Annotated in this window: 7 protein-coding genes; 3 read left to right on the plus strand and 4 right to left on the minus strand. The window is 73.1% G+C overall.

Annotated features, from left to right (window positions below; translation table 11 throughout):
• Positions 1–88: 88 nt before the first annotated feature.
• The 3 genes from mfd to E4U91_RS14430 all read right to left on the minus strand — a co-directional run bounded on the left by mfd (position 89) and on the right by E4U91_RS14430 (position 7,244).
• Positions 89–3,622, minus strand: a complete 3,534-nt coding sequence (gene mfd / locus E4U91_RS14420) for a transcription-repair coupling factor (protein WP_137307235.1) — start codon at positions 3,620–3,622, stop codon at positions 89–91.
• A 257-nt stretch (positions 3,623–3,879) separates the two neighbouring features.
• The gene (locus E4U91_RS14425; protein WP_137307236.1) at positions 3,880–6,459 is read right to left on the minus strand and encodes an ABC transporter permease; all 2,580 of its coding nucleotides are present in this window, start codon (positions 6,457–6,459) and stop codon (positions 3,880–3,882) included.
• Positions 6,456–7,244 (minus strand): ABC transporter ATP-binding protein, encoded by a 789-nt coding sequence (locus E4U91_RS14430; RefSeq protein WP_067233950.1) that lies wholly within the window; start codon positions 7,242–7,244, stop codon positions 6,456–6,458. The genes E4U91_RS14425 and E4U91_RS14430 overlap by 4 nt, the downstream gene beginning before the upstream one ends.
• 447 nt (positions 7,245–7,691) lie before the next feature.
• On the opposite strand from E4U91_RS14430, the gene E4U91_RS14435 reads away from it, so the two are divergent.
• From E4U91_RS14435 to E4U91_RS14445, 3 genes are all read left to right on the plus strand, one after another.
• Complete coding sequence (locus tag E4U91_RS14435; RefSeq protein ID WP_137307237.1) at positions 7,692–9,194, plus strand: MFS transporter; 1,503 nt, start codon at positions 7,692–7,694, stop codon at positions 9,192–9,194.
• 297 nt (positions 9,195–9,491) lie between these two features.
• A complete protein-coding gene (locus tag E4U91_RS14440) occupies positions 9,492–9,902 on the plus strand; it encodes a DUF485 domain-containing protein (protein ID WP_137310819.1) in 411 nt (136 codons plus the stop codon).
• Entirely contained in the window at positions 9,899–11,563 is a 1,665-nt protein-coding gene (locus E4U91_RS14445) for a sodium/solute symporter (protein ID WP_137307238.1), read from the plus strand. The genes E4U91_RS14440 and E4U91_RS14445 overlap by 4 nt, the downstream gene beginning before the upstream one ends.
• A 94-nt stretch (positions 11,564–11,657) precedes the next feature.
• Here the strand turns inward: E4U91_RS14445 and E4U91_RS14450 are convergent, their stop codons facing one another.
• On the minus strand, positions 11,658–12,542 hold the full coding sequence (locus E4U91_RS14450) for a coiled-coil domain-containing protein (protein ID WP_137307239.1): 885 nt from the start codon (positions 12,540–12,542) through the stop codon (positions 11,658–11,660).
• Positions 12,543–12,718: the final 176 nt, after the last annotated feature.

The raw sequence follows: 12,718 nt of genomic DNA on the forward strand, positions 1-12,718 counted from the left end.
CCACCCCCTGCCGGGCCCCCTCACGTCATGAGCGACACGAGCGTCACGAACGAGACGGGCGTCACGAACGCCAAGGGCGCCGAGACCGTCACGAGCCCAGCACCGACGCCAGGAACTCACCCACCCAGCCGAGCAGTTCGCGGCCGACCAGCGGCTTCCCGCCGACCTTCGCGGTCTTCGGGCGCGGCACGAGGACCTGGCGCGCCGCCGGCTTGATGACGGAGCCCGGGTACAGGCGCTTCAGGCGCAGCTCCTGCGACTCCCGCAACTCCACCGGCGCGAGGCGGATGTTGGTGCCCTGGAGGACGATCTCGCCCACGCCGCACGCCCGGGCCAGCATCCGCAGGCCCGCCACCAGCAGCAGGTTCTCCACCGGCTCAGGCAACTTGCCGTAGCGGTCGGCGAGTTCCTCGCGGACGGCCTTGATGTCCTCCTCGGAGTTGGCGGAGGCGATCGCGCGGTACGCCTGCAGGCGCAGCCGCTCGCCGGGCGCGTACTCGTGCGGGACGTGCGCGTCGACCGGCAGCTCGATCTTGACCTCGAGCGGGGCCTCCTCCTCGATCTCGCCGGTCTCCAGCTGCCGCCGGTAGTCGGCCACCGCCTCGCCGACCATCCGCACGTACAGGTCGAAGCCGACGCCCGCGATGTGGCCGGACTGCTCGCCGCCCAGCAGGTTGCCCGCGCCGCGGATCTCCAGGTCCTTCATCGCCACGTACATGCCGGCGCCCATCTCGGTGTGCTGGGCGATGGTGGCCAGGCGCTCGTGCGCGGTCTCCGTCAGCGGCTTCTCCGGCGGGTACAGGAAGTAGGCGTAGCCGCGCTCGCGGCCGCGCCCCACCCGGCCGCGCAGCTGGTGCAGCTGGGAGAGGCCGAAGTTGTCGCCGCGCTCGACGATGAGGGTGTTGGCGTTGGAGATGTCGATGCCGGACTCGACGATCGTCGTCGACACCAGCACGTCGAACCGCTTCTCCCAGAAGTCGACGACGACCTGCTCCAGCGCCGACTCCGACATCTGGCCGTGCGCCGTCGCGATGCGCGCCTCGGGCACGATCTCGCGCAGCCGGGCCGCCGCCCGGTCGATGGACTCGACCCGGTTGTGGATGTAGAAGACCTGGCCCTCGCGCAGCAGTTCACGCCGGACAGCCGCGCCGATCTGCCGCTCCTCGTACGGTCCGACGAAGGTCAGCACCGGGTGGCGCTCCTCCGGCGGGGTGGTGATCGTCGACATCTCGCGGATGCCGGTGACCGCCATCTCCAGGGTGCGCGGGATCGGCGTCGCGGACATGGTCAGCACGTCGACGTTGGCGCGCAGCTTCTTCAGCTGCTCCTTGTGCTCGACGCCGAAGCGCTGCTCCTCGTCGACGACGACCAGGCCCAGGTCCTTGAACTTGGTCTCGGAGGAGAACAGCCGGTGGGTGCCGATGACGACGTCCACCGAGCCGTCGCGCAGCCCCTCCAGGACGGCCTTGGCCTCGGTGTCGGTCTGGAAGCGGCTGAGGGCGCGCACGTTGACGGGGAACTGCGCGTACCGCTCGGAGAACGTGCCGAAGTGCTGCTGCACCAGCAGGGTGGTCGGCACCAGCACGGCCACCTGCTTGCCGTCCTGGACGGCCTTGAACGCGGCGCGCACCGCGATCTCGGTCTTGCCGTAGCCGACGTCGCCGCAGATCAGCCGGTCCATCGGGACCGTCTTCTCCATGTCCTCCTTGACCTCGGCGATGGTGGTCAGCTGGTCCGGGGTCTCCGCGTACGGGAAGGCGTCCTCCAGCTCGCGCTGCCAGGGCGTGTCCGGGCCGAAGGCGTGGCCGGGTGCGGCCATGCGGGCGCTGTACAGCTTGATCAGGTCGGCGGCGATCTCCTTGACCGCCTTCTTCGCGCGGGCCTTGGTCTTGGTCCAGTCGGCGCCGCCGAGCCGGTGCAGCGTGGGGGCCTCGCCGCCGACGTACTTGGTGATCTGCTCCAGCTGGTCGGTCGGGATGTACAGGCGGTCGCCGGGCTGGCCGCGCTTGGCGGGGGCGTACTCGACGACGAGGTACTCGCGGGTGGCGCCCTGCACGGTGCGCTGCACCATCTCGATGTAGCGGCCCACTCCGTGCTGCTCGTGGACGATGTAGTCGCCCGCCTCCAGGGTGAGCGGGTCGATGGTCTTGCGGCGGCGGGCCGGCATCCGGGCGCCGTCGCGGCCGGCGGTGCGCTGGCCGGTCAGGTCGGTCTCGGTGAGGACGGCCAGCTTGAGCGCCGGGTCGACGAAGCCGTACTCGATGCAGCCGCAGGAGACGTGCACCACGGACGGGCTGATCTCGCCGAGGTCGTTGTCGAGGCGGGCGGCGATGCCCTCGCCGCCGAGCACCTCGACGGTGCGGGCGGCCGGGCCGTGGCCCTCGGTGACGAAGACCGTGCGCCAGCCGTCGGCGAGCCAGCCCTTGGTGTCGGCGAGCGCCTTCGCGGTGTCCCCGCGGTAGGTCTCCGGGGCGTGCATGCCGAGCTTGAGGGTGTCCGTGTCGAGCTCCTCGTCGGCCGCGAACGGCGACACCGACCACCACATCATGTCCAGCTCGCGCGCCCGGTCGCGGACGTCGGCGATGGACCACAGGGAGGCCGCGCCGACGTCGATCGGGGCCTCGCCGCCGCCCGCGGTGGCCGCCCAGGACGCCTGGAGGAACTCCTGGGAGGTGGCGACCAGGTCGGCGGCGCGGGTGCGCACCCGCTCGGGGTCGCAGACGACGGCCATGGCGCCGCCGGGCAGGACGTCGAGCAGCAGCTCCATGTCGTCGACCAGCACCGGGGCCAGCGACTCCATGCCCTCGACCGCGATGCCCTCGGCGATCTTCCCGAGCAGTTCGCCGAGCTCGGGGTGGTCCTCGGCGAGGGCCCGCGCGCGGGCGCGCACGTCGTCGGTGAGCAGCAGCTCGCGGCACGGGGGCGCCCACAGGCCGTGCTCGGCGATCTCCAGGGAGCGCTGGTCGGCGACCTTGAAGTAGCGGATCTCCTCGACGTCGTCGCCCCAGAACTCGACGCGCAGGGGGTGTTCCTCGGTGGGCGGGAAGACGTCCAGGATGCCGCCGCGCACGGCGAACTCGCCGCGCTTCTCGACGAGCTCCACGCGCGCGTACGCCGCTGCCGCCAGCGCCTGGACGACGTCGTTCAGGTCGGCGGTCTGTCCCGGGCGCAGGGCGACCGGCTCCAGGTCGCCGAGGCCCTTGACCTGCGGCTGGAGCACCGAGCGGACGGGGGCGACGACCACCGAGACGCGGCCGGTCTCCGGGTCGTCGGCGCGCGGGTGGGCCAGGCGGCGCAGGACGGCCAGGCGGCGGCCGACGGTGTCGCTGCGGGGGCTCAGGCGCTCGTGCGGGAGGGTCTCCCAGGAGGGGAACTCCGCCACGCCCTCCGGCGGGAGCAGCGAGCGCAGGGCCGCGGCCAGGTCCTCCGCCTCGCGGCCGGTCGCCGTCACCGCGAGGACGGTGCGGGCCGACTCCCGGGCCAGGGCGGCGATCGCGAAGGGGCGGGCCGCCGGGGGGCCGACGAGGTCGACGTGCGGGCGGTTGCCGTCGCGGGCCGCCGTGATCGCTTCCGCGAGGGCGGTGTCCTTGGCTACGGCGTCGAGCAGACCGTGCAGGCTCATGGAGGGGCTTTCTCCAGGGGGGTGGGCAACACGACGGGCCCGACGCGTGTCACGGGCCGGGGGTCTGGGTGTCCAGCCTACGACGGTGAGCGGGCCGGTGCCGGATCCCTCTGTCGGCGGTGAGGTCGGGGCACAGGCGACGGACCCGGTGCCGTGAGTCCCCCAAGACTCCCGGCACCGGGTCCGTTCCCCCGTGTCCCCCGTTCCCCCGTTCCCCCGTGTCCCCCGTGCTCCGTGGCCGCGGGTGCGGCGGGTGGTTACTCGGTCGCGATGGCGTTCAGGACGTTCATGCGGCCCGCGCGGAACGCCGGGACCAGGGCGGCGAACAGGCCCACGAAGGCGGAGCCGATGAAGACGCCGATGATCGTCGGCCAGGGGATGTCGAGGACCTTCAGGCCCTCCAGGGCGAGGAGCTGCTGGGCGGTGGCGCCCCAGCCCATGCCCAGGCCGAGGCCGAGCAGCGCGCCGAACAGGGCGATCACCACCGACTCCAGGCGGATCATCCGGCGCAGCTGGCGGCGGGAGAGGCCGATCGCCCGCATCAGGCCGATCTCGCGGGTGCGCTCGACCACCGACAGGGCGAGGGTGTTCACCACACCGAGGATCGCGACGATGATCGCGAGGGCGAGCAGGCCGTAGATCAGGTTGAGCAGCTGCCCGATCTGGTCCTTCAGGGCCTGCTTGTAGTCGGTCTGGTCGCGCACGGTGTACTGCGGGTAGTCGTGCAGCGCCGACTTCAGCGAGGTGTAGGCGGCGTCCTGCTGCCCCTCCTTCGCCGTGGCGAAGACCAGCTGGTCCAGCGGCATCCGGTCGGCGGGGACGTACCGGGCGGCGGTGGCGATCGACGCGTACATCGCGCCCTTGTCGATCACGACGTCGTCGCTGGTGATCGCGCGGACCGTGAGCTTCGCCGTCCTGCCGTCCTTGAAGGCGACCGAGACGGTGGAGCCGAGCTTGATGCCGTGGTCCTTGGCGAAGCCCTCGAAGACGGACATCGAGTCGGGCCGGTAGGCGTCGGCCAGGTCGCCCGCGACGGTCTTGGTGCGCAGGTCCTTCGCGTACGTCGGGTCGGCCGCGTTGATCGTCTCGTCCTTGGAGACCTTACCGTCGGGCGTGGTCAGGTTCGCGTCGAGCGTCTTGTACTCGGTGATCCGCTCCAGGCCGCGGGTGTTCTTGATCGCCTGGACGGCCTGCGGGGTGACGACCTGCCCGCTGTCGGACTGGATGATGAAGTCGGTGCCGACGGTCTTGTCGAGCTGGTCGGTCGCGGAGGCGACCATGGAGGAGCCGACCACCGACAGGCAGGCCACGAGCGCCAGGCCGATCATCAGTGCGGCGCCGGTGGCGCCGGTGCGGCGCGGGTTGCGCAGGGCGTTGCGCTCGGCCATGCGGCCGACGGGGCCGAAGACCCGCAGCAGCACCGCGCCCAGGACCCGGACGACCCCGCCCGCCAGGAGCGGGCCGATCACGACGAAGCCGATCAGGGAGGCGACGACGCCGAGGCCGAGCCAGAGCGAGCCGTCGCTCGCCTTGTCGGCGTTCGCGGCCACGTAGAGGGCGTAGCCGCCGGCGCCGGTGAGCACCAGGCCGATCACGGCGCGGACCAGTCCGGCCCGGGCGTCGGCGGGGGCGTGGGCGTCGCGCAGCGCGGCCATCGGGGAGACCTTGCCGGCGCGGCGGGCCGGGAGGTAGGCGGCCAGGACGGTGACGACGACGCCCAGGACGAGGCCGAGGACCGGGGTGGTCCAGGCGACGGTCAGGTCGTCGGTCGACAGGTGCATCCCCATCTGGCCCATGAGCTTCATCAGGCCGACCGCGATGCCGACGCCCGCGCCGACGCCGAGGACCGAGCCGACGACGCCCAGCAGCAGGGCCTCCACCAGCACCGACCGGTTGACCTGCTTGCGGGAGGAGCCGATGGCCCGCATCAGGCCGATCTCGCGGGTGCGCTGGGCGACCAGCATCGAGAAGGTGTTGATGATCAGGAAGATGCCGACCAGGAAGGCGATCCCGGCGAAGCCGAGCATCGCGTACTTCATCACGTTGAGGAAGTCGCCGACGCTCGCCTGGTTGGCGTCGGCGGTCTCCTTGGCGGTCTGCACCTTGTAGGCGCCGCCGAGTGCGGCGGTGACGTTCTTCTTCAGCTGGGCGTCGCTCACCCCGGCCGCGGCGGTGACGTTGACGTTGGTGAAGACGTCCGTCGCGCCGACGAGGGTGCGCTGCGCGGTGGGCGTGTCCAGGTAGAAGATCGCGGCACCGGGGTTGGTGACCTGGAAGGCGGCGATGCCGGAGATCTTCGCGGTGTGCGTGCCGAGGGCGCTGATCACGCCGATCTCGTCGCCGAGCCCCAGGTGGTGCTTGTCGGCGGTGTCCTCGTCGACCATGACCTGGCCGGAGCCGTGCGGGGCCGCGCCGGAGGTGATCTTCATGGTGCGGGCGTCGTTGGCGTTCCAGCTGCCGACGATGGTCGGGGCGCCGCTGGACGGCGACAGGCTGTCCTTGTCGGCGTCGACGACGGTCACCGAGGTGGAGAAGACCGTGCCCTCCGCGGCCTTCACGCCCTGCGCCGAGCGGACCTTGCCGAGCGCGCCGGCCGGTATGACCGGCGGTCTGCCCGTGTCGGAGGTCGTCTCACCGGTGTCGGAGGCGTCCTTGGCGCTGACCGTCACGTCGGAGGAGGTCGCGGCGAAGAGCTTGTCGAAGGTGGTGTTCATCGTGTCGGTGAACACCAGGGTGCCGCAGACGAAGGCCACCGAGAGCAGGACGGCCACCGCGGACAGGGCCATCCGGCCCTTGTGCGCGAAGAAGTTGCGCATCGAGGTCTTCAGCACGGTCATGACGTGCGCCCCCGGGCGTCGAAGTCCTTCATGCGGTCCAGGACCTGCTCGGCCGTGGGGTTGAACATCTCGTCGACGATGCGGCCGTCGGCGAGGTACAGCACGCGGTCGGCGTAGGAGGCGGCCACCGGGTCGTGGGTGACGATCACGATGGTCTGGCCCAGTTCGTCGACCGACGTGCGCAGGAAGCCGAGGACTTCGGCGCCGGCCCGCGAGTCCAGGTTGCCGGTCGGCTCGTCACCGAAGATGATCTCGGGGCGCGCGGCGAGGGCGCGGGCCACCGCGACGCGCTGCTGCTGGCCGCCGGAGAGCTGGGTCGGGCGGTGCTTGAGCCGGCCGGCCAGGCCGACGGTCTCCACGACCCGGTCCAGCCAGGCCCGGTCGGGCTTGCGGCCGGCGATGTCCATGGGCAGCGTGATGTTCTCCAGCGCGTTCAGCGTGGGCAGCAGGTTGAACGCCTGGAAGATGAACCCGACGCGGTCGCGCCGCAGTTGGGTGAGCTTCTTGTCCTTCAGACCGGTGATCTCGGTCTCGTCCAGGTAGATCTGCCCGGACGTGACGGTGTCGAGACCGGCGAGGCAGTGCATCAGGGTGGACTTGCCGGACCCCGAGGGGCCCATGATCGCGGTGAACTGGCCGCGGGCGATGTCCACGTCGACGTGGTCGAGCGCGACGACCCGGGTCTCCCCCGACCCGTACGACTTGACGACCTGCCGCGCCCGCGCGGCAACGGCCGTACGCCCTCCAGTGCCCCCGTGCCTGGGAATGGTCACAGCCGATGTCACGGTAAATCTCCTATGTCGGTCAGCAGATGGCCGCACCGGTGCGCGGTGCGGGTCGTACGGGTCGTGCCGTCGTGCCGGTGCCCGGTGTTCCGGTGGTGCCCGGTGTCCCGGCGCCTTCGGCCTGTGCAAGAGTCTGGCGGCCGTTGCCGGTCCGGCGCGCTGGTGCCCGGACCCGTCTTCTCGGGGGGTTAACCCCACCACCGGCCGGTGGTGCCTGCCCGCCCCCCGCGGCGTAAAGCCAGGTTAAGGACGGCCGGGTCCCCCTCTCGTCCTCCGTCGGGACGAACCCTCCCCGACCCCTGGTGCGGAGGAACCCCTAGGGGATCTCCACCGACGGGTGGAGAGCACCTCGGGGCGGGCTCCACCTCTCGCGAACGGCACCCCTGGTGGGAAGCTGTGTCCCGCAAATAGCTGCAAGGGGCACCGGAAACACGAGGAGGGGGTCCGGTGGGGACCACGAAACCGGCGGCACCGCACACCGCGCGGGGCACGGAGCCCGGTCGGCGGGGTGCCGTGGTCGCCGCGCTGATGCTGGCGATGGCGCTGGCCGCGCTGGACTCGACGATCGTCTCCACCGCCGTCCCGCAGATCGTCGGCGACCTCGGCGGCTTCTCGGTGTTCTCCTGGCTGTTCTCCGGCTACCTGCTGGCCGTGACGGTGACCCTGCCGGTCTACGGCAAGCTGTCCGACACCTTCGGCCGCAAGCCGGTGCTGGTGGCGGGCGCGGTGGTGTTCCTGCTGGGCTCGCTGCTGTGCGCGCTGGCGTGGAACATGGGGGCGCTGATCGCGTTCCGGGTCGTGCAGGGGCTGGGCGGCGGGGCGTTGCAGGGCACGGTGCAGACGCTGGCCGCCGACCTCTACCCGCTGCGGGAGCGGCCGAAGATCCAGGCCAAGCTGTCCACGGTGTGGGCGGTCTCGGCGGTCGCGGGACCCGGCCTGGGCGGGGTGCTGGCGGCGTACGCGGACTGGCGGTGGATCTTCCTGGTCAACCTGCCCATCGGAGCGATGGCGTTGTGGCTGATTGTCCGTCACCTGCACGAACCGCGGCGGGACTCGGCGGCACGGCCGCGGGTGGACTGGGCGGGTGCGCTGGCGGTGTTCGCCTGCGGGGGCGTGCTGCTGACCGCGCTGGTGCAGGGCGGGGTGGCCTGGGCGTGGCTGTCGGCGCCCTCGCTCGCCCTGTTCGGCCTGGGTCTCGCCCTGGTGGCGGTGGTGGTGCTGGTGGAGCGGCGGGCGGCGGAGCCGATCATCCCGGGGTGGGTGTGGCGGCGCCGCACGATCGCCGCGGTCAACCTGGCCCTGGGCGCGCTGGGGCTGCTGATGGTGGCGCCGACGGTGTTCCTGCCGACGTACGCCCAGGCGGTGCTGGGGCTCGCGCCGGTGGCCGCCGGGTTCGTGCTGTCGGTCTGGACGGTGAGCTGGCCGGTGTCGGCGGCGCTGAGCCAGCACGTGTACCGGCGGATCGGCTTCCGCAACACCGCGCTGCTCGGCATCGGCGCGGCCGCGCTGGTCCTGCTGGCGTTCCCGTTCCTGCCGTACCCGGGCGCGGCCTGGCAGCCGACGCTGCTGATGCTGCTGCTCGGGGCGGCACTCGGGCTGTTCCAACTGCCGCTGATCGTCGGGGTGCAGTCCACGGTGGGCTGGTCGGAGCGGGGCACCACGACCGCGTCGGTGCTGTTCTGCCGGCAGACGGGCCAGACGGTGGGCGCGGCGCTGTTCGGCGCGGTGGCCAACGGGGTGCTGGCCGCGCGGCTGGGCGGCGCGGGCGACCTGGACGCGGTCGCGCGCGGGCTGGACGACGGCGCCGTCGCGGAGGCCACCCGGCGGGCGGTCGCGGAGGCGGTGCACGCGGTCTACCTGGGCGCGGCCTGCGCCGCCGCGCTGGCCTTCCTGGTCCTGCTGCTGGTGGCCCCGCGGCGCTTCCCGGTGCTGTCGGAGCCCGGCGACTGAGGGCACGGACACCGTGGAGCAGCGGGAGCCATGAGGTAACCATCGGTAACGCCCGCAGGTCAGCCGGGTGCGCACGCAGTAAGCGCATACCGACCGCCCAGTTTGCCGAAACCCTCGCGCGGCGGGTGACCGCCGAGTAGCGTGCGTGACCCGCACCCCCCCACCTCCCTGCGGTCCGCCGCCACGGACCCGAGCCGCGCAAGGAGTTCGGGATGTCCCACGACCCGTATCCCCCGCCCGACCGCACGCCCCCGCCCCCCCCCGCCCCCCCCCGCCTCCCCGCCGTACCGCACCCCCCTGCCGCCCCCGCCGCAGCCGCCGCACCTCACCTACCCCTGGCAGCCCGCCCCCGCCCCGCCGCCCCCCGCGCCCACGCCGCGCCGGCAGCCGCAGCACGCCCCGCTCGGCCACCACAGCGACCTGCGCGTGCTGCGCACCGCCTACCGGTGGCAGCGGCGCGTGGCCACGCTCACCGCCCTCGGCTACTTCGTCGTCTTCCTCGTCCTGTCGGCGTGCGCGCCGTCGGTGATGACCGCCCGCGTCGCCGACGGCCTGCCCGCCGGCCTGCTGCTCGCCCTGGCCCAACTGCCCGTCACCCTGCTGGCGATCGCCGTCTACGAGTTCACCGCACGCCGCCACGTCGACCCCCTGGCCCGGCGCATCCGCCACCAGGCCGAGGTGGACGCCCGGCGGGAGGCACGGCGATGACCGCCCCGCGCCCCGCCGCGCCGGCCGAACTCGCCGCCCCGCTGACCGACTTCGGCGGCGGCGCGCAGACCATGTCCCTGGTCGCCTTCACCGCCGTCGCCACCGTCACGCTGCTGCTGTGCGTGATGACCGGCCCGGACCGCGACGACCTCGACGAGTTCTACACCGGCTACCGCTCCCTGTCCCCGCTGCGCAACGGCCTGGCCATCGCCGGGGACTACATCTCCGCGGCCACCGTGCTGGGCACCGGCGGCGTGATCGCGCTGGCCGGCTACGACGGCGTCGTCCTCGCCCTCAGCACGGCGCTGTCGCTGGTGCTGCTGATGTTCCTGCTCGCCGAACCCCTGCGCAACGCGGGCCGGTTCACCATGGGCGACGTCTTCGCCCGCCGGATGCCCGGGCGGGCGGTGCGCATCACGGCCTGCGCGGTCACGCTCGCCGCGCTGCTGCCGATGATGCTGGTGCAGCTCGCCGGCACCGGCCAACTGCTCGCCTTCATCCTGGGGTTCTCCGGCGAATCGCTCCAGACCGGCTGCGTCGTCTGCATGGGCGTGCTGATGATCAGCTACGCGGCGATCGGCGGGATGAAGGGCACCGCCCTCATCCAGATGGTGAAGATCGTGATGCTGCTGGGGTCCGGCGCCGCCGTCGCCCTGCTCGTCCTCGCCCGGTTCGACTGGCAGCCCGGCGCCCTGTTCGAGGCGGCCGCCCGCGGCAGCGGGGTCGGCGACGCGTTCCTCCGCTCCGGCCTGCAGTTCGGCGGCGGGAAGTACGCCGACCTCGACATGATCAGCGCCGAGCTGTCGGTGGTCCTCGGCGGCGCCTGCCTGCCGCACATCACCATGCGCACCTACACCGCCTCCACCGCCCGCCAGGTGCGTCGCTCGCTGTCCTGGGCGGTGTCCTGCGTGGTGCTGTTCGTGCTGGTCATCACCGTCGTCGGGTGCGGCGCGACGGCACTGGTCGGCCGGGCCGTGATCGCCGGCGCCGACCCGCAGGGCAACACCGCCTATCTGCTGGGCTCGCGCGCGGCCCTCGGCGCGGACGTCTCCACCGCGGAGACGCTGCTGTTCACCACGGTCACCACCGCGATCTTCCTGACCGTCCTCGCCTCCGTCGCCGGGATGATCCTCGCCTGCGCCAACTCCCTGGCCCACGACGTGTTCGCCTCCCGGCGGCGCGGGGCGTCCCCGAGCCGCGAGATGCTGCTGGCCCGGCTGTCCGCGCTGACGGTCGGCGTGCCGACGGTGCTGCTGGCCGCGCAGATCCAGCACCGCAGCCTCCAGCCGCTGGTCACCCTGAGCTTCTGCGTCGGTGCCTCGGCCCTCGCCCCCGCGCTGGTCTACAGCCTCTTCTGGCGCCGCTACACCCGCACCGGCCTGCTCGCCACGCTGATCGGCGGCACGCTCGCGGTGCTGGTGGTGATGCCGGGCACCCGGCTGGTCTCCGGCTCGCCCGGATCGGCCTTCCCCGAGGCCGACGTCAACTGGTTCCCGTTCACCACGACCGGCCTCGTCACCATCCCGCTCGGCTTCGCCCTCGGCTGGCTCGGCACCCTCGCCTCGGGCCGCGCGAAAGCGGAGGAACAGCGCCGCCGGTACGAGGCGGTGGAGAGCTGGATCCTGGCGGGCGCGGTGCGTGGGGGCCGGGGCGGGCGGTAGGCGTGAGAGCAGGGAGTGCGGGCAGCGGGGTGAGGGCGGGGCAGAAGCGGCCCCGGGGCTCCCCGCAGGGGTGCGGTCAGCCGGCCGTCCGCGGTCAGTCGACCGTACGCCCCGTCAGGGCCGTCAGGCTGGTGCGCATGTGGTCCATGTGGGCGCACACCTCGTCCCACACCGCCCCGTGCTCGCGCAGGATCCGCTCGGTCTCCTGGGCGACGTGCTCCTCGTGCTGCCGGGCCGCGGCCAGGATCCCGGCGGCCCGCGCGTCGGCCTCCTCCTGCCCGCGCCGGGCCACCTCCTCGGCGTCGGCGAACTCCTGCTCCGCCCGGGCCAGCGCGGCCTCGGCGAGCGCGGTCCGCCGGGCGTGCTCGGCGTCGAGGGCGTCGGCCCGCTCGGCCTCCTCCCGCTCGACCGCGGCCCACCGCTCGGCCTGCTCCTTCTCCTGCTCGGTGAGCAGTGCCTCGGTGCGGCGCCGCAGCTCGCGCAGTCCCGCGAGCGCCTCGCCCCGGCTCTCCTTGACCTCGGTGCGGGCCGTGACGCGGATCGCGTCCGCCTCCGTCTGCGCGGCGAGCAGCCGGGCGCGGGCGCGTTCCTCGGTCTTCGCGCGCAACGCGTCCGCCCGCTCCTGCGCCGCCCCGCGCACCGCCCGGGCGCGCTCCTCGGCGCGGGCGACCCGCTCGTCCGCCTCCTGCCGGGCGCGTTCCCGCACGGCCGCGGCTTCTTCCTGCGCGAGCCGGAACAGGTGCCGCGCCGACTCCCCGAGCGCGTCGTAGGTCTGCGGGGCGAGCCGTCCGACGGCCTCGCGCAAGCGCTCCACCTCGGTCTCCATCTCCCGGGCGAGCACCGTCAGCCGGGCGGCGCGCTCCCACGCGGCGTCCCGCTCGGCGCAGATCCCGGCGGCCCGCGCCTCCACCTGCGCGGGACGGTACCCCCGCCCGCGGACGGCCACGAACCCGTACGGCGACACCGGCGCGCTGCTCATCCTGGAACCCCAAACGATGTCCGAACGACGTTCCGCACATCTTGAGGTATCGGACATAAGTGCTCTAACCCGACACTCCGGGTGAGGTCACGCACCACCCCCGGCAGAGAGTCACGCACCACCCCCGGCAGACAAAGGGGCCGGGCCCCGTCGCACGACCGGGCCCGGCCCCCACC

The sequence above is a fragment of the Streptomyces lasalocidi genome (assembly GCF_005280215.1).
Taxonomy (GTDB): domain Bacteria; phylum Actinomycetota; class Actinomycetes; order Streptomycetales; family Streptomycetaceae; genus Streptomyces; species Streptomyces longwoodensis.

What these genes read in the sequence shown, in the direction of transcription:
- E4U91_RS14445 (WP_137307238.1), top strand. Translation starts at nt 9,899, where the DNA reads ATGACCGCCCCGCGCCCCGCCGCGCCGGCCGAACTCGCCGCCCCGCTG.
- E4U91_RS14450 (WP_137307239.1), bottom strand. Translation starts at nt 12,542, where the DNA reads ATGAGCAGCGCGCCGGTGTCGCCGTACGGGTTCGTGGCCGTCCGCGGG.
- mfd (WP_137307235.1), bottom strand. Translation starts at nt 3,622, where the DNA reads ATGAGCCTGCACGGTCTGCTCGACGCCGTAGCCAAGGACACCGCCCTC.
- E4U91_RS14425 (WP_137307236.1), bottom strand. Translation starts at nt 6,459, where the DNA reads ATGACCGTGCTGAAGACCTCGATGCGCAACTTCTTCGCGCACAAGGGC.